The sequence below is a fragment of the Aeromonas ichthyocola genome (genome assembly GCF_046087985.1).
Lineage (GTDB): Bacteria > Pseudomonadota > Gammaproteobacteria > Enterobacterales > Aeromonadaceae > Aeromonas > Aeromonas rivipollensis.
This window is the reverse complement of the sequence record NZ_JBJSWH010000012.1, coordinates 1-21,024: the sequence shown is the minus strand read 5'-3', so window position 1 is coordinate 21,024 and position 21,024 is coordinate 1. Positions and strand designations below refer to the sequence as shown.

The 21,024-nt window shown below is 62.4% G+C and carries 14 protein-coding genes and 4 pseudogenes; 10 read left to right on the top strand and 8 right to left on the bottom strand.

The annotated features are described in order from the left end of the window. Positions 1-284 precede the first annotated feature (284 nt). From ACF2JD_RS22240 to serA, 4 genes and pseudogenes are all read left to right on the top strand, one after another. Positions 285-1,611, top strand: a pseudogene (locus ACF2JD_RS22240) (Na+/H+ antiporter NhaC family protein); the annotation flags it as partial. 139 nt (positions 1,612-1,750) lie between these two features. Continuing rightward, positions 1,751-2,348, top strand: a pseudogene (locus ACF2JD_RS22235) (5-formyltetrahydrofolate cyclo-ligase). A gap of 160 nt (positions 2,349-2,508) precedes the next feature. Next, complete coding sequence (rpiA, locus tag ACF2JD_RS22230; protein WP_163153787.1) at positions 2,509-3,162, top strand: ribose-5-phosphate isomerase RpiA; 654 nt, start codon at positions 2,509-2,511, stop codon at positions 3,160-3,162. Between the two features lie 207 nt (positions 3,163-3,369). Further along, the gene (gene serA / locus ACF2JD_RS22225) at positions 3,370-4,602 is read left to right on the top strand and encodes a phosphoglycerate dehydrogenase (protein ID WP_025327397.1); all 1,233 of its coding nucleotides are present in this window, start codon (positions 3,370-3,372) and stop codon (positions 4,600-4,602) included. A gap of 84 nt (positions 4,603-4,686) precedes the next feature. On the opposite strand, the gene ACF2JD_RS22220 is transcribed toward serA, so the two are convergent. Continuing rightward, positions 4,687-5,067: a diacylglycerol kinase gene (locus tag ACF2JD_RS22220; protein WP_106886448.1), complete on the bottom strand. Its 381-nt coding sequence runs from the start codon at positions 5,065-5,067 to the stop codon at positions 4,687-4,689. Positions 5,068-5,208: 141 nt separating this feature from the next. Between ACF2JD_RS22220 and ACF2JD_RS22215 the strand changes: the two genes are divergently transcribed. Together ACF2JD_RS22215 and aac(6') are read left to right on the top strand one after the other, a co-directional pair. Then, the gene (locus tag ACF2JD_RS22215) at positions 5,209-6,273 is read left to right on the top strand and encodes a 3-deoxy-7-phosphoheptulonate synthase (protein ID WP_408779300.1); all 1,065 of its coding nucleotides are present in this window, start codon (positions 5,209-5,211) and stop codon (positions 6,271-6,273) included. Between the two features lie 6 nt (positions 6,274-6,279). Beyond that, a complete protein-coding gene (gene aac(6') / locus ACF2JD_RS22210) occupies positions 6,280-6,738 on the top strand; it encodes an aminoglycoside 6'-N-acetyltransferase (RefSeq protein ID WP_440988163.1) in 459 nt (152 codons plus the stop codon). 21 nt (positions 6,739-6,759) lie between these two features. Here the strand turns inward: aac(6') and ACF2JD_RS22205 are convergent. The 3 genes and pseudogenes from ACF2JD_RS22205 to ACF2JD_RS22195 form a co-directional block, all read right to left on the bottom strand. Further along, positions 6,760-7,508: pseudogene (locus ACF2JD_RS22205) on the bottom strand (ATP-binding cassette domain-containing protein). Positions 7,509-7,541: 33 nt separating this feature from the next. After that, positions 7,542-8,579 carry a vitamin B12 ABC transporter permease BtuC gene (btuC, locus tag ACF2JD_RS22200; protein WP_440988162.1) on the bottom strand — a complete coding sequence of 346 codons (1,038 nt, stop codon included), beginning with the start codon at positions 8,577-8,579 and terminating at the stop codon, positions 7,542-7,544. 100 nt (positions 8,580-8,679) lie between these two features. Beyond that, positions 8,680-9,418 (bottom strand): annotated as a pseudogene (locus ACF2JD_RS22195) (substrate-binding periplasmic protein). Between the two features lie 105 nt (positions 9,419-9,523). Here ACF2JD_RS22195 and ACF2JD_RS22190 point away from each other — a divergent pair. The 3 genes from ACF2JD_RS22190 (at position 9,524) to glgC (ending at position 12,633) form a co-directional block, all read left to right on the top strand. Then, complete coding sequence (locus ACF2JD_RS22190) at positions 9,524-9,880, top strand: DMT family protein (protein ID WP_033137992.1); 357 nt, start codon at positions 9,524-9,526, stop codon at positions 9,878-9,880. A 58-nt stretch (positions 9,881-9,938) separates the two neighbouring features. After that, the gene (gene tapW / locus ACF2JD_RS22185; protein ID WP_440988161.1) at positions 9,939-11,078 is read left to right on the top strand and encodes a type IVa pilus ATPase TapW; all 1,140 of its coding nucleotides are present in this window, start codon (positions 9,939-9,941) and stop codon (positions 11,076-11,078) included. 283 nt (positions 11,079-11,361) lie between these two features. Then, positions 11,362-12,633 carry a glucose-1-phosphate adenylyltransferase gene (gene glgC, locus ACF2JD_RS22180; protein WP_111912664.1) on the top strand — a complete coding sequence of 424 codons (1,272 nt, stop codon included), beginning with the start codon at positions 11,362-11,364 and terminating at the stop codon, positions 12,631-12,633. A 104-nt stretch (positions 12,634-12,737) separates the two neighbouring features. On the opposite strand, the gene ACF2JD_RS22175 is transcribed toward glgC, so the two are convergent. From ACF2JD_RS22175 to ACF2JD_RS22165, 3 genes are read right to left on the bottom strand one after another with little or no spacing between them, the layout of a single operon-like run. Beyond that, positions 12,738-12,980, bottom strand: coding sequence for a FeoC-like transcriptional regulator (locus ACF2JD_RS22175; protein WP_163149245.1), 243 nt, complete (start codon positions 12,978-12,980; stop codon positions 12,738-12,740). 43 nt (positions 12,981-13,023) lie between these two features. After that, positions 13,024-15,294 (bottom strand): Fe(2+) transporter permease subunit FeoB, encoded by a 2,271-nt coding sequence (gene feoB / locus ACF2JD_RS22170; protein ID WP_440988160.1) that lies wholly within the window; start codon positions 15,292-15,294, stop codon positions 13,024-13,026. A gap of 38 nt (positions 15,295-15,332) precedes the next feature. Then, complete coding sequence (locus ACF2JD_RS22165) at positions 15,333-15,560, bottom strand: FeoA family protein (protein WP_025327407.1); 228 nt, start codon at positions 15,558-15,560, stop codon at positions 15,333-15,335. Between the two features lie 119 nt (positions 15,561-15,679). Between ACF2JD_RS22165 and ACF2JD_RS22160 the strand changes: the two genes are divergently transcribed. Further along, positions 15,680-16,009 carry a translation initiation factor gene (locus ACF2JD_RS22160; RefSeq protein WP_163149208.1) on the top strand — a complete coding sequence of 110 codons (330 nt, stop codon included), beginning with the start codon at positions 15,680-15,682 and terminating at the stop codon, positions 16,007-16,009. Positions 16,010-16,253: 244 nt separating this feature from the next. On the opposite strand, the gene ACF2JD_RS22155 is transcribed toward ACF2JD_RS22160, so the two are convergent. Beyond that, on the bottom strand, positions 16,254-20,981 hold the full coding sequence (locus ACF2JD_RS22155; RefSeq protein ID WP_440988177.1) for a beta strand repeat-containing protein: 4,728 nt from the start codon (positions 20,979-20,981) through the stop codon (positions 16,254-16,256). Between the last annotated feature and the right edge of the window lie 43 nt (positions 20,982-21,024).

Below are 21,024 nucleotides of genomic sequence, written 5' to 3'. Positions count from 1 at the left end.
TTTTACCAGCCCGCGCCGGCTTTGAAAAGCCTTCCGTGGCCGCTCGCACAGAGCCGCCATATCAACAACAAATAGTTATTAAATCCGAATAATTGACGGATTTAATCAGCACATCAGAATCGCAAGAGAAAAAGTCTTATCCATCTGGACGTCTATCTTGACCAGGTGCCCCCGACTCACTACTGTAAGCCCCCCATAGCGGCAGGATGCCTACCCTGTGTCCGAGCATACTCGGGCCAACACAGGCTGCGACAGGAGGTCATTGTTCAAGTTTCGAGGAACACATGATCCAGACCCAACCCAGTGCCAGAGCCCTGCTGCCCCTTCTGGTCTTTCTTGCTCTCTTCATCGGTACCGGCACCTGGCTGACCCTGCAGGGGGTCGAGTTCGCCTTCTACCAGTTACCCGCCCCCGTGGCCGCCCTGCCCGCCGTCATGCTGGCGCTGATGCTGGGCAAAGAGGGCTTCAACAAGAACCTTGAGACCTTCTTCAAGGGGGTGGGTGACAGCAACATCATGGCCATGTGCCTCATCTATCTGCTGGCGGGCGCCTTCGCCACCGTGGCCAAGGCCACCGGCGGGGTGGATGCCACCGTCGCCCTCGGCCTGTCGCTCATCCCGGGCTGGTTCCTGCTGCCGGGGCTCTTCCTCATCTCCGCCTTCATTGCCACCGCCATGGGCACCTCAATGGGCACCATAGGGGCCGTGGCCCCCGTGGCCCTCGGCGTCGCCCAGGCCACCGGCATAGATCCCGTGCTGATGGCGGGCACCATTCTCTCCGGCGCCATGTTCGGCGATAACCTCTCCATCATCTCGGACACCACCATAGCGGCGACCCGCAGCCAGGGCTGCGAGATGAAGGACAAGTTCCGCGAGAACGTCAAGATTGCCGCCCCCGCCGCCGTGCTGGTGATCCTGCTCTACCTGCTGCTGGGCCTCCACCGGTGAGGCCCCTGCCGCCAACGCCAGCGCGGACCTGCTCAAGGTGATGCCCTATCTGCTGATCCTGGTGCTGGCACTCGGTGGCATGAACGTCTTCGTGGTGCTCGGCCTTGGCATACTGGCCGCCGGTGGCGTAGGCATGATCGGAGGCTATCCCCTCGGCCAGTTCAGCAAGGACATCTACCAGGGCTTCACCAGCATGCAGGAGATCTTCCTGCTCTCCATGCTGATCGGCGGCCTCGGCGCCCTGATGGAGCGCCAGGGTGGGCTGGCCTGGATCAGCGCCCGCATCGCCGCCCTCATCGCGCGCTTCACCCGTCATCATGACGGCGAGCAGAACGAGAAGGCGGCCGAGCTCGGCATCGCCGGCGTGGTAGGGCTGACCAACCTCTGCACCGCCAACAATACGGTGGCCATCATAGTCGCCAGCAAGGTGGCCCGGGATCTGGCGGAGCATCACGGTGTCACCCCCCGCCGCGCCGCCTCCATGCTGGATATCTTCTCCTGCGTGGTGCAGGGCTTGATCCCTTGGGGCGCCCAGGCGCTGCTGCTGGGCTCCATCTTCGCCCTCTCCCCCCTGGCCGTGGTGAGCATGAGCTTCTACCCCATGGCCCTGGCCCTGGCCGCTCTCATCGCAGTGTTCGTGAAGCACCAGATGCGCAAAGCCGCAAGCAATAACATCAGACGCTGGCATGCCGACACATCAACAGGGGCTGCACCGCAGCCCCTGTCTCTTCCCCCTGTAACGTCCAGAGTGAATGTGCTAGAGCGTCAAGCCATCCGCAGCTATCATCAGAGGTTCCCCATGCATACCCAACCCAACCCATGAACGTCAATCCCTGCGCCAGCTCATTCGTCAACGCAGCAAAAATCTGAGTCCAGGCCGAGCAGCAGCAGGCAGCCCAACAGCTGCTGGCCCAGTTCAAGCAGCACCCCGAGATCCTCGCCGCCAAACGCATTGCCCTCTATCTGGCCAATGACGGCGAGCTCGATCCCCTGCCCGCCATTCACTGGCTCTGGAGCCAGCGCAAGGAGGTCTACCTGCCGGTGCTGCACCCCTTCACCCCGGGTCACCTGCTCTTCTTGCGCTACACCGCCACCAGCCCCATGACCCGCAACCGCTATGGCATCGCCGAGCCCGAGCTCGATGTGCAGCAGGTGCTGCCCCACAGCATGCTGGATCTTATCTGCACCCCGCTGGTGGCCTTCGATGCCGAGGGCAACCGGCTCGGCATGGGGGGAGGCTATTACGATCGCACCCTGGCCTGCTGGCACGAACACCAGCTCGGCCCAAGACCGCTGGGGCTCGCCCACGACTGCCAGCAGGTGGAGTCCGTACCCCAGGCGCAGTGGGACGTGCCGCTGCCCCAGATCATCACCCCCGCCCGTTGCTGGCGCTTCTCCTAGCAGTGCTTTGCCCTGCTGCCCCGGCTTTGTGCGCGCCACAGCGCAGAATAAACAGGCAAACGATTTACATCTTGCTTTTTGCCCCGGAACGTGACCGCCATGGTCGCTCTGGGCAGGATGCTTGGATATAATGCGCCCGCTTTTTCCATAAGGATCCATCATGACTCAAGATGAAATGAAGAAGGCGGCCGGTTGGGCTGCGCTCAAATACGTGGTACCCGGCACCATAGTCGGGGTGGGCACCGGCTCTACCGTCAATCACTTCATCGACGCACTGGCGACCATGAAGGACGAGATCAAGGGCGCGGTATCGAGCTCCATCGCCTCCACCGAGCGCCTCAAGGGTTTCGGCATCCCGGTGTTTGATCTCAACGACATCGATGCCCTCTCCGTCTACGTGGATGGTGCCGACGAGATCAACGGGACCCGCGACATGATCAAGGGCGGTGGCGCCGCCCTGACCCGCGAGAAGATAGTCGCCGCCGTGGCCGACCAGTTCATCTGCATCATCGACAACACCAAGACAGTCGAGGTGCTGGGCCAGTTCCCGCTGCCGGTCGAAGTGATCCCCATGGCCCGCGAATACGTGGCCCGCGAGATCCGCGCGCTTGGTGGCAACCCGGTGTGGCGTGAGGGGGTGGTGACCGACAACGGCAACATCATTCTGGACGTCAAGGGCATGGCCATCACAGACGCCAAAGGGCTGGAAGTGCAGCTCAACGCCATCGTCGGCGTGGTCACCAACGGCCTGTTCGCCCACCGCGGCGCCGACGTGGTACTGATCGGTACTCCGGATGGGGTTGTGACCCAATAATCACAGCCTGAATGGACAACGGCGCCTGATGGCGCCGTTTCTATTTATGGCTCAATGGGTTGCACCAGGCAGGCTGCAAAAAACGTTGATAACTTCAAAGAATTTGACTTTCGTCACAAATATTCCCTCTCCCAAACGTTTTTGCTACTTTACGGTTTTCTTCACACCGCAAGCCTGAACGCATTTTCAAACAATAGAGGGAACGTCATGACAGCCAAGTTTTCGCTGGACAAGGATAAGATCAAAGTACTGCTGCTGGAGGGAGTGCATCCCAACACGGTAGAGACCTTTCGGGCAGCCGGATACACCAATGTTGAGTATCTGAAGACCTCACTGTCGGAAGAGGAGCTGATCGAGCGCATTCGTGACGTGCATTTCGTGGGCCTGCGTTCACGCACCCAGATCACCGAGAAGGTGCTGGATGCCGCCGGCAAGCTGGTCGCCATCGGCTGCTTCTGCATCGGCACCAACCAGGTCTCTCTGGATGCCGCCCACGTGCGCGGCATTCCCGTCTTCAACGCCCCCTTCTCCAACACCCGCTCCGTGGCCGAACTGGTGCTGGGGGAGATACTGCTGCTGCTGCGCGGCATCCCCGAGAAGAACGCCAAGTGCCATCGCGGCGTCTGGGAGAAGCTGGCCAACCGCTCGGTGGAAGCCCGCGGCAAGAAGCTCGGCATCATAGGCTACGGCCACATCGGCACCCAGCTTGGCATCATCGCCGAGATGATCGGCATGAAGGTCTACTACTACGACATCGAGAACAAGCTGTCGCTGGGCAACGCCATCCAGGTGCCGAACCTGGTGGAGCTGCTCAACATGTCTGACGTCATCAGCCTGCACGTGCCGGAGACCGCCTCCACCAAGGATCTCATCGGCGCCGAGCAGCTGCGCATGATGAAACCGGGCGCCATCTTCATCAACGCCTCCCGCGGTACCGTAGTGGACATAGATGCCCTGGCCGACGTCATCAAGAGCGGTCACCTCTCCGGCGCCGCCATCGACGTCTTCCCGAGCGAGCCCAAGTCCAACGACGAGGAGTTCCTGACCCCGCTGCGCGGCCTGGACAACGTCATCCTGACCCCCCATATCGGCGGTTCCACCCAGGAAGCCCAGGAGAACATAGGTCTGGAAGTGGCCAACAAGCTGGTCAAATACTCAGACAACGGCTCCACCCTGTCCGCCGTCAACTTCCCGGAAGTCTCACTGCCGGGCCACAAGGGCTCCAGCCGTCTGCTGCACATCCACCGCAACCAGCCGGGCGTGATGAACCAGATCAACCAGATCTTCGCCGACGAGGGGATCAACATCGCCGGTCAGTACCTGCAAACCAGCAGCGAGATCGGCTATGTGGTGATCGACGTGGAGACCGAGCACAGCGAGAAGGCGCTCTCCCGTCTCAAGGAGATCAACGGCACCATACGTGCCCGGATCCTGCACTGATACCCTGAGCCGGTTGCTCGGCCAACAAAAAGCCCGTCTCGATGACGGGCTTTTTTATGTCAGGAGGAAGCTTGCTCTCGCAAGCTACCACCACCCCAGCAGATTGCGGCCAATCAAGGCGCCCCACACCAGGGCATTGAGGGCAAGGGCGATAAAGACGGCGGCGGAGCCGAGATCCTTGGCGCGCCCCGACAGCTCGTGATGCTCTGAGCCGATGCGATCCACCACCGCCTCTATGGCGGAGTTGAGCACCTCGACGATCACCACCAGCCAGCTGATGCAGATGAGCAGCAGGATCTCGTTGAGGGAGTCGCCGAGCCAGCCGGCCAGCGGCATCAGAGCCAAGACAAGCACCAGCTCCTGACGGAAGGCCGCCTCGTTAATCCAGGCCGATTTGAGACCCTTCATGCTGTAACCGGTTGCGTTGATGATGCGGGTGACCCCGGTCGCGCCTGGCTTTGCCACGATAACTACCTCATTTGAAATGGCTTTTAGGCTCACATCCTATCAGAGCCTCCCAAGGTTTCCATCGGGGGAGTTTTGCTTTATTTTATCCCCTTGCATTTTGGCATCCCGCCCCCCTTATTCACTCGAGAATAGAGTCGTATGTCCATTCACACCGATGAATTGCGCACCCGTCGCCTGGAGTCCCTGATCACTCCGAGCGAGCTGGCGCACGCCTTCCCGTTAAACGACACCGTCGCCCAGAATCTGCTGGATGCCCGCCACGATGTAGAAGCCATTCTGGCCGGTGAGGATCAGCGCCTGCTGGTCATCGTCGGCCCCTGCTCCATCCACGATCCGGCCGCCGCCCGCGAATACGCCCAGCGCCTCAACACCCTGCGCGAGCAATACAAGGAGAGCCTGTGCATAGTGATGCGCACCTACTTCGAGAAGCCGCGCACCATAGTCGGCTGGAAGGGGCTTATCAATGATCCGCGCCTCGACGGCAGTTTCGACGTGAATGAAGGGCTGAAGCTGGCCCGCCAGCTGCTGGTGGACATCAACGAGATGGGCATGCCCACCGCCACCGAATTCCTCGACATGGTGACCGGCCAGTACATCAGCGACCTCATCACCTGGGGCGCCATAGGGGCGCGCACCACAGAATCCCAGGTGCACCGCGAGATGGCCTCCGCCCTCTCCTGCCCGGTGGGCTTCAAAAACGGCACAGACGGCAACACCCGCATCGCCATCGATGCGGTGCGCGCCGCCCGCCACAGCCACATCTTCTATTCCCCGGACAAGGACGGCAAGATGACCATCTACCGCACCGCCGGCAACCCCTATGGCCACGTGATCCTCCGTGGCGGCCACAGGCCCAACTACGACACCGCCAGCATAGATGAGGCCTGTGAGGCACTGGCCGACGTGGGCCTGCCCGAGCGCCTGGTGGTGGATTTCAGCCACGGCAACAGCATGAAGGATCACCGTCGCCAACTGCTGGTGGCGCAGGATATCTGCGATCAGCTGCGCCGCGGCCGCACCGGCATCGCCGGCATCATGGCCGAGAGCTTCCTGGTGGAAGGGCGTCAGGACGTGGAGAACGGCTGCGCCGTCACCTTTGGTCAGAGCATCACGGATGCCTGCCTGTCGTGGGAAGACACCGAGACCCTGCTGGCCATGCTGGCCGAAGCGGCCCAGGTGCGGCTTGCCAAGCGGCAGGCCTGAGTGCTGATGACGAACGCCGACTGGCGGATAGTGCCCCTCGACGAGACGCTGCTGGCGCAGTGGGCAACCCTGCGCCAGCAGCTGTGGCCGCACCATGCACTCTCAGCCCATCTGCAGGACGGTGCCGAACTGCTGGCCAATGCCCATCTCAGCACCTTTCTGGTGCTGGATGAGCAGAGCCAGGCGGTGGCCTTTGCCGATGCGGCCCTGCGCCACGATTACGTGAACGGCTGCGAGAGCAGCCCGGTGGTCTATCTGGAAGGGATCTATGTGCAGCCGGCTTCACGCCGGCGCGGGTTGGCCCAGGCGTTGATTGCCCGGGTGGCGCAGTGGGGCCGCGAGCTGGGTTGTCGCGAACTGGCCTCCGATGCCGCCATCGACAACCTCGCCTCACAGCAGCTGCACCAGCGACTCGGCTTTGCCGAAACGGAGCGGGTCGTTTTCTTCAAAAAGGCCCTCGGCTGACGCCAGGGTCTTGTTTGTTTCTCACAGGCTCGGCATAAACCAGGTGCGGCCGGCCGCCTCGATGCGATCCGTCCTTATCTGGAACACCCGCTCCAGCAAGGCTTCGTCGATGACATCGACGCCCCCCTCGCTCACCACCCGCCCCCTTGCAGGCAGAGAATGCGGTCGGCCCAGTCGATGGCCAGATTGATATCGTGGATGGCGAGCACCACCAGCAACCCCTGCCCGGCCAGCTGCTTTTCAGCAGCCGCAGCAGCGCCAGCTGATGATGCAGGTCGAGCCCCGCCAGCGGCTCGTCCAGCAGCAGCACCTTGCCGGTCGGATTGAGGCTCGGCCACACCTGCAGCAGGGTGCGGGCAATCAGCACCCGCTGCTGCTCGCCCCCCGACAATCGGCTGAAGTCCCGGGCGCCAGCAAGCCTCCAGCTCCAGCGCCTCGCACAGCGCCTGATCGCCTCGTTCTGTCTGGCGGGCGCAACCCTCATCGAGCCCCAGGCTCAGTACCTGAAACACCGGAATATGAAACAGCTGGGGCTGGCGCTGGGGCAGCATGGCGCGCCGTTTGGCAAGCTCCGGCCAGCTCAGGTCAGCCAGCACTTCCCCCCCGAGCAGCACTGTGCCCTCGGCGGGCAAAATCCCCGCCAGCGCGCCGAGCAGGGTCGACTTGCCGCTGCCATTGGGGCCGAGCAGCGCCACCAGCTGGCCGCCATGCCAGCGGATATCGAGGGGAGAGAGCCGGTTGGCAATGGCGAGGGCGCGCGCCTCCAGCAACGGGGCGCAGCAGCACGAGCAACAGGCATGGGATCAGCGGGCATCTTGCCTCAACAACGGGTGCTGCGCGCCCCGATGGGCATCTTGCCTCAATAGCAGATAGATAAAGAGCGGCGCCCCGACCGAGGCGGTGATGACGCCAATGGGCAGCTCACCGGCACTAAGGGCCGAGCGCGCCACCAGATCGGCGCCCAGCAGCAGGGCTCCGCCCCCCAGCGCCGAAGCGGGCAGCAGGAAGCGCTGATCGCTGCCGCCGCACAGCCGCAGCAGGTGAGGCACCACCAGGCCGACGAAGCCGATGACACCGCACAGGGACACCGCGACCCCGGTGAGCAGGCAGACCGCCAGCACCAGCCGCACCCGCATCCTGTCCACGTTCATCCCCATCAGCCGAGCCTGGGTCTCCCCCAGCAGCAGCTGTTGCAGCGCCCTGCCCTGCCAGCAGAGCCAGCCGAGGGTCAGCGGCAGCACCAGCCACCACCAGGCGAGCTGCTGGCTGCCATAGGAGAGGCTGCCCATCATCCAGAACATGAATTCCCGCAGGGAGCCGTCGTCGGCAAAGTACATCAGCCAGGTCATGGCCGCATTGGTGAGGATGCCGATAGCCACCCCGAACAGCAGCAGCCGGGTATGGCCGAGCCTGGCCCGGCGCGCCAGGTGGATGAGCAGCATGGTCACCACCAGGGCGCCACCAAAGGCCGCGAGCGACAACCCCCAGCCCGGCAGGTAGACGCCGAGGGACTTGGCCACCGCCATCGCCACCATGGCGGCAAGGCCAGCCCCGCTCGAGACGCCGAGCAGGCCGGGTTCGGCCACAGGGTTGTGCAGCATCACCTGCAGCACGGCCCCGCCACAGGCGAGCGCCGCCCCCGCCAGCAGGGCAAGCAGGGCGCGCGGCAGCCGCAGCTCCAGCAGGATGCGCTGTTCGAGATCGCCAAGGGGCTGCCAGGGCAGCAGCACAAACTCGCCCCAGACGAGGGAGAAGAGAAACAGCAGCAGGGTCAGCAGCGTCAGGCCACAGAGCCAGCGCCGCTGCCAGCGCTGCTGGCGGGCGATAAGGGAGAGGTACAAGGATGATCCCCGACAATAACTAGGCTCCATCCCCAGGCCCTGTCGCAGCGCCGGGGGGAAGCAGGAAAAGGGCATGATAACAGTGGCTTGCCACCCAAGGTCAAGGCTGGTAACGCTTGGCCATCACGCTTATCTCGCCGCTGGCCACCAGATTTTGCAGCGCCACCAGCAAGGGCTGGCGCAGCGACTGGTGAGGTGAGTGCTTGCTCATCCCCAGATAGAGGGTCACCGGCGTGGCGGGGCGATAGTCCGCCTTGCCTATCCGGCTGGCATTTCCTGACTCAGGGCATAGTCCACCTGACAGTCGGTGCCGATCATCAGCGGCAGGTGGCCGCGCTGCACCATGCGCAGCAGCTGATCTTCGGTGGGTACCCCGTGCTTGTCGAGCTGGCCGTCACTGTCGAAGGGCTCAAAGTAGGCGGAGTTGAGCACATAGCCCACCTTCACCCCCTGCAGATCGCGGTATTGGTGGATCCGGCCACCGCCGCCGCTTGCCATAAAACGCGGGCCAGCACTGGTAGTAGGCAGGTTGCAGATAATCGATGAAGGCGCCCGCTCCGGCGGTATAGGCCAGCCCAATCATCAAGTCGACCTGACCGGTCTGCATCTGCTTGAGCGCCCTGCCCCACGGCATCCGCCGCACCTGCAGCAATGCCGCTCACCTGTTGCAACCGGCGCAGGATGTCCATATCCAGCCCCTGCAACCGGCCATCCGCTTGCAGCATGCGAAATGGCGGCCAGACATCGGTGGCCACCGTCAGCGTCGGCGTCGCACGCACCGGCATGGCAAATAACAGTAACAACACTATCCCGCTTGTAACTTGCCCATCCCGTCGCATACCTCGCACGTTGTCTTGATCCTGTGGGTTAAAAATACCCTCCCGCACCACGTATGAAAACCCGTGGTTCAGGGATAAAATGCGCCGGATTTTCAAGGAGAACCTATGAACCCGATTTTCGCCAGCATCGGTCTGCTGCTGTGCAGCAACGTCTTTATGACCTTCGCCTGGTACGCTCACCTCAAGAGCATGAACCATAAACCCTGGATCATTGCCGCGCTGGTGAGCTGGGGTATCGCCCTGTTCGAATATCTGTTACAAGTGCCCGCCAACCGCATCGGCCACACCGTGCTGAGCGTAGGCCAGCTGAAAATCCTGCAAGAGGTGATCACCCTCACCGTATTCGTCCCCTTCTCTATCTTCTATCTCAAAGAAGATCTGAAGTGGGATTACCTCTGGGCAGGGCTCTGCATTCTCGGTGCGGTCTTTTTTGTCTTTCGCGAGAAACTGACCGGCGCCTGAGGCTGTACACTCAATATCATCCCGCTTATGGCATCTCCTTGATCGACGAGGCAAAACAATGGAATTGCGAGACATGCTACAGATCCTGGCCCAGCAGGATGGCTCGGACCTTTATCTCTCAACCGGAGCCCCTCCCTGCGCCAAGTTCAACGGCGCCCTGCGCCCTCTGAACGAGGTGCCGCTCGAGCCTGGCGAGGTGGCCAGGATAGCCGCCGAGCTCATGGACTCGGAGCAGAAGCAGCAGTTCGAGAAGGAGCTGGAGATGAACCTCGCCATCTCCCTGCCCCAGATCGGCCGCTTTCGGGTCAACATCTTCAAGCAGCGCAACGAGGTCTCCCTGGTGGCGCGCAACATCAAGACAGAGATCCCCCGCTTCGAGGACTTGAAGCTTCCCCCGGTGCTGCTCGACACCATCATGGAGAAGCGCGGCCTGGTGCTCTTCGTCGGCGGCACCGGCTCGGGCAAGTCCACCTCGCTCGCGGCCCTCATCGACCATCGCAACCGCAACAGCGGCGGCCACATCATCACCATCGAGGATCCGGTGGAGTTCGTCCATCGCCACCGCAAGAGCATCATCAACCAGCGGGAGGTGGGGGTGGATACCCGCAGCTTCCACGCGGCCCTGAAGAACACCCTGCGCCAGGCGCCGGACGTCATCCTCATCGGTGAAATTCGCGACCGGGAGACCATGGAGCATGCGCTGGCCTTCTCCGAGACCGGGCATCTGGCCATCTCCACCCTGCACGCCAACAACGCCAACCAGGCGCTGGACCGCATCATCAACTTCTTCCCCGAGGAGCGCAGGCCCCAGCTGCTCAACGATCTTGGCAACAACCTCAAGGCCTTCGTCTCCCAGCGGCTGGTGAAGACCACAGACGGCGGCCGCCGGGCGGCGGTGGAGGTCATGCTCGGCACCCACACCATTCGCGATCTCATCAAACGCGGCGAGTTTGGCGGCCTCAAGGAGATCATGGAGAAATCCAGGGCGCTCGGCATGGTCACCTTCGACAGCACCCTGTTCGATCTGGTGGTGGAGGGGGTGATAGACGAAGAAGAGGCGGTCAAGAACGCAGATTCCCAGAACAACCTGCGCCTCAAGATCAAGCTGTGGAGGGAGAAGGGGCAGATAGGCAACAGTGCGGCGGCCAGCGGCTGGAGCCTGGAACCCACCAAGGATGATAACAACGATCTCTTCTAGTCAGACGCCCCCTCCCCCGCTCAGCACCCGGCCGCCCTCGCGGCCGGGTGTTCGATAAGAGCGCGGCAGCCCCCCCTTCGCTCTGCCCTCTGCCCTCTGCCCTCTGCCCTCTGCCCTCTGCCCATCATGCGACCACAAACCGAGCCATCTTCCTGATTGGCAATGGCGCTCGCTCACATAAATGACAAAAAAATCAATTTGAATCCCCTGCTGATTGAAAGCCCTTTCAAACGGGCCTCAAAAGAGGCACCATTGAGGAGGTATATCAATAAAGGGGTATTCAATGTTGTTACAACCAGCCAACACAGCAAGGTCCAGGCAGTTATTGAACGAGACCATGGCGTTGGTGTTAGCCGGGGGGCGAGGCAGTCGGCTCCAGCAGCTGACGGACAGCAGGGCAAAACCGGCCGTTCATTTTGGTGGCAAGTTCCGCATCATCGACTTCGTTCTCTCCAATTGCATCAACTCCGGGATCCGCCGGATCGGCGTGGTCACCCAGTACAAGTCCCACAGTCTGCTGCGTCACCTGCAGTCGGGCTGGTCCTTCCTGCGCTACCAGATGAACGAATTCATCGAGCTGCTGCCGGCCCAGCAGCGCATTGACGAGGTCAGCTGGTATCGCGGTACCGCCGATGCGGTCTACCAGAACATGGACATCATTCGCGAGCACGGCCCCAAATATGTGGTGGTGCTGGCGGGGGATCACATCTACAAGATGGATTACGCCGCCATGCTGCTCGATCACGTCAACCTGGGCAGCCGGGTGACGGTGGCCTGCATAGAGGTGCCGCGCCAGGAGGCCAGCGCCTTTGGCGTGATGGCGGTGGATGAGAGCCGCAAGATCAACGCCTTCGTCGAGAAGCCCGCCGACCCGCCCGCCATGCCGGGCAAACCCGACACAGCGCTGGCCTCCATGGGGGTCTACATCTTCGACGCCGACTACCTCTATCAGCTGCTGGAAGAGGATCTTGCCAACGAGCAGTCCCACCACGACTTTGGCATGGACGTGATCCCGCGGGTGGTCAAGGAGGGCACCGCCTATGCCCATCCGTTCAGCCTCTCCTGCGTCGGCTGCTGCCCGCAAAAGCGCCCCTACTGGCGCGATGTGGGCACTGTGGACTCCTTCTGGGAGGCGAACATGGATCTCGCCTCTGTGACGCCCGAGCTCGACATCTACGATCAGGACTGGCCCATCTGGACCAGCCAGAAGATGACGGCCCCCGCCAAGTTCGTGCAGGATCAGAACGGCCAGCACGGCATGACCATCAACTCCCTGTTCGCCGGCGGCACCATAGTCAGCGGCTCCTTCATCGTGAGCTCCGTGCTGTTCAACAACGTGCGGGTCGACTCCTTCTGCACCCTGGATCAGGCGGTGATCTTCCCCGGGGTCGAGATAGGGGCCGGATGCCGGTTGCGCCGGGTGGTGATCGACAAGGGCTGCCGGTTGCCGGAAGGGCTGGTGGTGGGGGAAAACGCCTGCGAGGATGCCCGCCGCTTCTACCGCTCCGAGCAGGGCATAGTGCTGGTCACCCAGGAGATGCTGGCCAGGCTGTGATGGCCACATCTGCCCGCCCCGCCTATCGGCAACAGACGCAAAGCAAGAGACCCGCCAATGGCGGGTCTCTTGTTGTCAGATGACGCTCTCAGGCGGCAGCGCGTTCAGCGCCGCTGTACCAGGCCGATCCGGCCTGGTTCGCACCACTCGAACATCACCTCCTCGCTCTTGCCGCAGCAACTGCCGCCGCACACCCGGGTCTCCCGCTTGGTGACGCGGCCCTTGCGCATCCAGACACCGAGCATGGCCTCCACCGCATCCTCCGAGGTGTGGAAGTGGCGGGCCAGATCCCGCCGGCTCACCCTCTGCTGCGCCGCCAGATAATCACCCAGCTCTCGCAATATCATGGCGTGACCTCCCCTCGATGGGTCCATTCCCTCTTTTGCGCCGTCACAGGGTCACCACCTTGCGGGCGACTATATCCCCGTGGCGACGACCGAACCACCACAGCAGCGCCAGGGAGAGCCCGTAGCTCAGGGTCCAGAGCAGGCTCTGCTCGGGGTGAGCGGCAAAGGTCGCCAGCTGGTAGAAGAGGGTGGCGCACATGAAGGCCATGTAGTTGCACCAGGCGGCGGTGAACAGGGCCCACTGGCGGCCTGTCTCCCGTACCAGGGCGCCCATGGCGGCGGCACAGGGCATGTAGAGCAGCACGAACAGCAGGTAGGCGAAGGCACCGGCCGCCCCGTCGAAGTGGGTCTGCATGTTGCCATAGGTGGAGGTGTCCACCTCCTGGGCCTCGGCGGCCGCCTGCTGATCTGCCAGCTCCCCGACCTTGAGCCCCATGGGATCGGCGGGATCTATGTCCGCCAGGTTGGCGGGAATGGTGGCCAGCGCCTCCTTCAGGCTCCCGAGCAGGGAGTATTCACTCTCCTCCTCGTCACCGGCGCTGCCGGCGTAGAGGCTGTTGAGGGTGGCCACTACCGCCTCCTTGGCGAAGATGCCGGTGAGGATGCCGACCGTGGCTTGCCAGTTCTCTTCCCGGATCCCGATGGGGTGCAGCACTGGGGTCACCGACTGGCTGATCTTGCTCAGCACAGAGTTTTCCTGATCCTGGTTGCCGAAGCTGCCGTCGGTGCCCAGCGAATTGAGCACGCTCAGCACGGCCACCATCAGCACTATGGTCTTGCCCGCGCCGAAGATGAAGGCCTTGAGTTTTTGCCAGGTGCGCAGCCCCACGTCCACCGGACGGGGCCACTCGTAGTCCGGCATCTCCATCACCATGGAATCGCTCTTGCCCGGCAGCAGGGTGCTGCGCAGAAAGAGCCCGGTGAGCACGGCCACCAGTATGCCGAGCAGGTAGAGGCCGAACACCAGGTTCTGGCCCGATTCGGGGAAGAAGGCCACCGCAAAGAGGGCATAGACAGGCAGCCGGGCGCCGCACGACATAAAGGGCGCCATGGCCGAGGTCATCAGCCTCTCGCGCTCCGACCCCAAAGTGCGGGTCGCCATCACCGCAGGCACTGTGCAGCCAAAGCCCATCAGCATGGGGACGAAGGCCTTGCCGGGCAGGCCGAGGCGGCGCATCAGGGCATCCACCACGAAGGCGGCGCGGGCCAGGTAGCCCGAGCTCTCCAGCACGGCGAGGAACAGGAAGAGGCAGCCCACCACGGGGATGAAGGTCGCCACCGTCTGCAGACCGGCGCCCACGCCGTCCGCCAGCACGGCCCCCAGCCAGTCGGGTGCCGACACCAGCCCCAGCAGGTGATGCACCCCGTCCACGAACAGGGCGCCCCCCAGGATATCGAAGAAGTCGATGAAGGCGCTGCCCACCTTGATGGCGAACATGAACATCAGGTACATCACCAGCAGGAAGAAGGGGATGCCCACCCAGCGGTTGAGCAGCATCCTGTCCAGCCGCTCGCTCTGGGCGACGGTGAGCTTGTCCTGATGGCGGCACGCCTGCTGGCACCAGTGGTGGATGTGGCCGTAGCGCAAGTCAGCCAGTTGCAGATCTATGTCCTGGGCGTGATGGGCGCGGCTCACCACGTTGTCGGCCGCCGCCTGCTGACCCGCCGCCAGGGTCTCCTGCATGACAACGTCCTCCTCCAGCAGACGCAGGGCACGGCCGCGGTCACTGAGGTGGTGGGGGGCGAGCAGGGTCTCAAGCTCGGCGATGTCGGCTTCCAGCGGCTGACCGTAATCGAGCACCAGGGCGGGCTGGGGCTGGCCGATGAACTGGTGGATCTGTTCCTTGAAGGCCGCCACCTGCTGGCGATTGTGGGCCGAGAGCGACACCACTGGGCAACCGAGCGCCTGACCGAGCAGCCCCTCGTCTATGGTGATGCGGCGCTTTTGCAGCAGATCCATCTTGTTGAGCACCACCACCATGGGCAGGCCCAGCTCCCGCAGTTGCAGGGTGAGATAGAGGGAGCGCTCCAGGTTGGCGGCGTCGATGACGTTGAGCAGCAAATCCGGCTGCTGGCCCTGCACGAAGCGGCTGGCGATCTGCTCGTCCAGGCTCGCCTCCTGATTGGCCAGGGAGTAGATACCGGGCAGGTCCACCAGGGTGTAATCCTGCCCCTTGGCGGAAAACTCGCCCATCTTCTTGTCGACGGTGACCCCGCTCCAGTTGCCCACCTGCTGGCGGGCACCGGTCAGGGCGTTGAACAGCGACGTCTTGCCGCTGTTGGGGTTGCCGACCGTTACCAATGCGTAATTCATAGCCGTGCTACCTCTATTGTCTGCTGAACCCGACGAATTCATACCGGCTCGACCTCGATCTGCTGGGCCAGGCTCTTTTGCATGGAGAGGCAGATGCCCTGGCACTGGATCTGGAGCGGGTCCCCCAGGGGAGCCGCCCGCAGATAGAGGATCTCGGTCTGGGGCAAGAGCCCCATCACCATCAGCTTGCGTCGCAAGGTACGGCCAAGATGGTTCATGTTCTTGATGCGAGCACGCTGCCCCGGCGACAACTCTGTGAGTACCATGACGGGCTCCTGAAGTTAAACAAGAATAATTCGCTTTTAGTGGGAGGATTATAAGCTGTGCCCTCAACATTTATTTGCGTAAAATCAAACTCCGCTTAGCTAACCGACAAAGTATTGCCATGAGTCACGACAACAACAGCCGCCTGGTCTACAGCACGGACGGCGGCATGATCAAGGAATCCGCCCCCACCCAGAGCGCCTCCCCCTTCCCCGCCGACGGGGTCGTGCGCATCCGCCGCGAGACCAAGGGACGCAAGGGCGCCGGTGTCATCACCATCCACGGCGTGCCGGCCGACCAGCAGAAAACCATCGCCACCCTGCTCAAGAAGAAGTGCGGTACCGGCGGCGGTCTCAAGGAGGGGATCATCGAGATCCAGGGGGACAAACGGGACCTTATCAAGGCCGAGCTGGAGAAAGCCGGCTTTCAAGTCAAGCTGGTGGGCGGGTGATCCCCTGTTGGCTGACTGACCCCTCCCTTGCCGGATCGATGGTTGAGGGGGCAGGGCGCTCGGCAAGACTTCGAAACCTGGCCAGTTGCTATGGTCGGGTCTATTGAGGTGTAGCCCGGGCCTTGGCACTCCCGGTGTTCCACCTCCCTGGCGAGCACGTCGCCCCCCCCTTTTATCGCCGGGCAATGGGGGAGATAAAAAAGCGGCGGAATGACCCGCCGCTTCCCTACCCGTCTCTTCCTGCTTACGTGTTATCGATATCAAGCCTGTGGTTGCTCAGCATGTAGTCGATCACCTGGGAGGCCGTGCTGCTTTCATCCCCCGTCAGGGAGCCGAAGGTGTGATTCATCAGCACTATATCCTGCGCCACCTGATGGGTGGTGGTGTCCTGCACCTGCAGATGGATCCCGTCCGTCTCCTGCACCATGGAGAGCAGGCTCTTCAGAGAGTCCATCGTCTGGCTGCCATCCTGATCCAGCAGATCACTCAAGTCCAGCCTGTCGCCCTCCCCCTGATTGAAGTCAGCCACATAGTCCAAGGTCACCTTGCCAGCCTCGAGGTCCCCCTGCAGCCAGGCGAACGTGTCGGCGCCACCGCTGCCGTGCAACAGGTCGCTCCCTGCCCTGCCCACCAGGATATCGTTGCCAGCCCCTCCCTGCAGATCGTCGTCCTCCATGGTGCCGATCAGGGTACCGCTGGCGGCGCCACCATAGCCGACCTTGACGCTGCCATCCGCCTCCCCGGCCAGCAGGAAGTCCCCCTCCGAGTAGTGGCCAAGCAGGCGGAGTGCGGCACTCTGGGTACCGTCGCTCACCGTCAGCAAGCCGCTGGTGCCATCGGCACTGGCGCTGTAGCTGAGCCGGGTGTCGGCGCCAAAGATCAGATCGCTCAGCAGCAGTCCGTCCTTCTGCTCCAGGCCGAGGATGGTGCCAAGCGACATGGCATCATCCGCCTCGACCGCCAGGGTGCCCGCCCCGTCACCGTGGAAGGCCACGCTGCCAAGCCGGGCCGCCCCGCCGAAGGCGAGGGTCGCATCGCCGTCGATGGTGGCACTGCCGCCGCCCGTCACATCCCCGAGCAGGCGCAGATCGCCACCGTTGGCCCACAGGTGTCCGCTGTTATCCAGCGCGCTGGTCACCGTCATGCCCCCCGCCCCCGTCGCTGCCAGGGTACCGCTGTTTTCGATGACGTTGTTGCCGCTATCCAGCAGCAGGGCATGCAGGCCGTTGGCCAGGATAAGGCCCGCATTCGCCAGCATCAGCTGCCCGCCACCCAGCTGGCCGGCGCCCGAGATGGTGTTGTTCTCGTTCACCAGGCGTGATTGCGGCGTGCTGCCGACGATCAGGTTGGTCGGGCTGTCGGACAGCACCACCTGACCACCGCCGCGCAGAGTGAGGTGCTCGACCAGCACCTCCAGGCGGGTGTCCCGTCCCTGTGAGTCGAGCACCAGGCTGCCGCTGTTGTCGAGGAAGCCCCCCAGCGGCAGCATGGCGCCATCGTGCAGTATCATGGTGCCGCTGTTGCTCATCTCGGGGGCCAGGTCGAACACGAAGTTCGCCGCCCCCAGCGCCCCGGCATCCACCCCGCGCAAGGTGATGCTGGAGTCCGGGCCCAGGGTGATGACGGCATTACCCTGACCATCGCCTGCGATCTGCAGGCTGGCGAAGTCCAGGCCTGCGCCGAATCCGATCAGATCCAGCCGGTCGGCCGCCACATCGAAGCCATAGACCTGGTTGTGGGCTATGGGCTGGGCGAACACAAAGGTATCGGCACCGGACGAGCCGCTGAGGTTGTCATCCTGGGACAACGCAAAGATCGGCGAGCCGGGGGCGTAGGCCTCCACGTTGTCTCGTACCAGCATGCTACCCGTTGAGCCGTCGACGTTGATCCACGTCATCGCCACCGGTAGCACTATTGCGCCGCTGAAGTCGGTTGCTGTGGTCACAGTCAAGCGACTCGGGTCGTCGGTGACTACCGTCCAGGTGCCATCGCCGTTATCGCTACCCTCACTTAAGCTCCAGCCCACTGGCATGCCGGCAACCGTTACGGTGACAGTGCCGATGTAGTCGGCCAGGTCGGTCAGGGCAAGATTAATAGGCTCCCCAGCAATACCGGCAGGTGCAGCGGCGCTGGCATCGTTCGTGAAGTTTCCCGCCCCTAAGTTGCCAAACCCGACACCATTGAGCGTCATGATGTGCTCAACAACCATATCGCTGGTATCCGCGTTGGGAGCTGTGTTGTCGAGAATGTTCACCGTATAGATGCCGGCATTGGCGGTGCCGGTGAGATCCGAATAAATGATAAATGTGTAGTTCCCGGTTGCGGGGAAGTTAGCGGTTGCTGCCGCGATGATAGTTGCGATAGTTCCGCTGCTTCCATCGCCAGTAAGTGTTGCGGTAACCCGTGCCGCGTTGTTAATCGCTATTTCGATAACCTCGGTACCCGCTGCAATGACAGGATTCTCCGCTGTAATGGTCTGGAATGATCCATTAGCAATATTGGTACCACTGACTACCACTGCAACTTGGTCATGGGCCACATTGAAGTTGGAAACAGTGGCTACTGTGTTGTGGCTATTGGATATCGACGCATGGTTGAAGACCATCTTGTCGGCAACAGAGTCGCTCCCCAGATTCACCGTCCAGCTACGCGCTGTGGTTCCCGCGTTGATGGTGACCGAGTCGCTGCCCAGCCCCACATTGATGGTGTCGCCTGCACTGCTGGAGGTGACCTGATCGCTATTCACGGAGCCCGTCAGGGTAACGGCCGTGCTGCTGCTGTTGCTCAGACTCCAACCATTCGGACCCGATGCACTGGCAACACTGACATTGAAGCCGCTGGCATTGATCGAGGCCGTACCGGCGTTGCTGGTCGAGGCACTGGCCGTGAAGGCAGCCGCCGCCGTCGCGGTCGCAGTGGCTCCCGACGACACGCTCAGGACATCGGCTCCGCCATTGCCAAGATCGCTGATGCTGTCGCTGCCGGCAGCAACGTTGAATGTATCCATGCCTCCACCGCCGGTAAGGGCATCGTTGCCAGCGCCTCCCGTGAGGTTGTCGGCGCCGGCCGAGCCGGTGATGACGAAACCTTCGCTCTGGTTGCTGAGGTCCAGCGTCGCGCCCCCGGCGACCGTGATCGTCACACTCTCGACATTGACGATCTGCGCATCGCTGCTGCTGGTGAAGTTGGCTGCGACCTGCAGGGTGTCAGTGTCACCGCCACCATCGATCAGGAAATCGCTTTGATCAGCTGCGATTGTATTCGTCCCGGATCCGCCGATGATGAAATCACGGCCCGCGCCACCGTTCAGGGCCACCCCGTCGTCACCACGGGTTTCGATCAAAATATCGTCCCCACCGGTGCCGGTAAGCACGGCATTGTTGCTGCTGCGTGTGACGGTAACCGTTGTAGCACCTGACTGTAGCGAACCATCACTGGTGGTATAAGTGAAGGAACCGCTCCCACCGCTGCCAAGACCGGAAGTGAATACGACTGTGGTGCCCGCAGTGGATGTGACATCCATGCTTGTACCATCTGTGGCCGTTGCGACATTTAGCGCGGCACCTTCAGGATCGCTGTCGTTGGCAACCAGCCACGCGTCTTGCAAGGTGACACCTACATCCGACGGCCCGTTGATGATCACCTTGTCCGCAACGCCTGCCGGAGCATCATTTACCGCAGCGACATTAACCGTAACGCTGCCACTGGATAGTAGCGCCCCACCGATGCCCTGCCCCCCCGCATTGCCATCGCTGAACGAGTAATTGATTGTCGCCGTGGCCGGTGGCGCATCACTGCTGTTCACATAGGCAATGTTCTGCAGCACGCTGTCGGCGCGCGCACTGGTGGCGTTGCCATTGAAGGTGATGACGAGTGTGCCGCTCACTTGCGTGTAGGTACCGACAGTGGTGCCGCTGTATACCACGTTGCCGCCACTTAGCGAAAGCAGGCCGCTACCGCTGAATACATCCTCCGCGTTCGCACCGCCGTTGCGCGCCAGCGTGAGCGTCGCCCCCGCGTAGTTGTTGGCAGCATCAAGCTCGCCGTCGCTGACCTCGGCACTGGGATTGAGCACGACGGCGGCGCTGCCCTCGATGTAGGTCGGATTCGGTGTACTGAATGCGATATTGACGTCATCGACTCTGAAGAAATCATCAGTACCTGTGGTATCCCAATCACCTTCAGTCCGGAAACGGATTTGTGAGTGCGCACCGATCTGCGAGGCGCTCAGTGCCTGTGTAAAGCTGCCGGCGCCGTCTGCCATCACACCTGAAATTGTGCCAAGCACGTCCCATGCACTTCCGTTCCAAGCCTCAACAACAACATTTTCGCCGCTGTCCATCCCTTCTGAATAACTGAAGGTCAGCGTGGCCGACGACGCACCTGTCAGGTCGGCGGCACGAGTAAGTGTCTCACCGTTATCGATGTCACCATCAAAGTCCAGGAGTCCGCCAGTGATCTGAATTTCGCCACTGTTGGCGTTTCCGTCATCGCCGCTCTCGACCCAGTTGCCGCTCCAACTCGCAGTGCCGTCGTTATTGCCGTAGTTCGCGGAACCGAACTCGTCACGAACATTGGCAGCAGTGGGTGCTTGGGCTGGGAGTGTCAACACTGGAGCGTCGTTGACCGCGACCAACGCACTGTCGCTGGTGACCAGCAACTCATAGTTGCCGCCGGTGGTACTACTGACGCTAACGGCATTATCGGTAAGCGCAGCAAACGAGCTGGAAACACCACTCGAGGCCCCCACTGCGATAGTGATAGTGGCGCTGTTGGATAGGGTGATGACCAGATCGCTGCCAGTCACAGCATGATTCACATGAGCAGTAATGGTGGCAGTACCTGGAGTACCACCAGCGATTGCATCATCGAGGGTCACCGTGGTGGTGTCCGTGGTGTCGGCGATCTGCGCCGTGGCGCTGGCAGTGCCGATCACCAGGCTCTCGAAGTTGCCGCCGCTGGCGCCGGTGATGGTGGCGCTCAGGCTGTCGGCGTCCAGGTAGACGTCGCTGTCC

Coding starts and splice junctions, on each gene's coding strand:
- rpiA (WP_163153787.1), top strand. CDS start 2,509: ATGACTCAAGATGAAATGAAGAAGGCGGCCGGTTGGGCTGCGCTCAAA.
- serA (WP_025327397.1), top strand. CDS start 3,370: ATGACAGCCAAGTTTTCGCTGGACAAGGATAAGATCAAAGTACTGCTG.
- ACF2JD_RS22215 (WP_408779300.1), top strand. CDS start 5,209: ATGTCCATTCACACCGATGAATTGCGCACCCGTCGCCTGGAGTCCCTG.
- ACF2JD_RS22190 (WP_033137992.1), top strand. CDS start 9,524: ATGAACCCGATTTTCGCCAGCATCGGTCTGCTGCTGTGCAGCAACGTC.
- tapW (WP_440988161.1), top strand. CDS start 9,939: ATGGAATTGCGAGACATGCTACAGATCCTGGCCCAGCAGGATGGCTCG.
- glgC (WP_111912664.1), top strand. CDS start 11,362: ATGTTGTTACAACCAGCCAACACAGCAAGGTCCAGGCAGTTATTGAAC.
- ACF2JD_RS22175 (WP_163149245.1), bottom strand. CDS start 12,980: ATGATATTGCGAGAGCTGGGTGATTATCTGGCGGCGCAGCAGAGGGTG.
- feoB (WP_440988160.1), bottom strand. CDS start 15,294: ATGAATTACGCATTGGTAACGGTCGGCAACCCCAACAGCGGCAAGACG.
- ACF2JD_RS22165 (WP_025327407.1), bottom strand. CDS start 15,560: ATGGTACTCACAGAGTTGTCGCCGGGGCAGCGTGCTCGCATCAAGAAC.
- ACF2JD_RS22160 (WP_163149208.1), top strand. CDS start 15,680: ATGAGTCACGACAACAACAGCCGCCTGGTCTACAGCACGGACGGCGGC.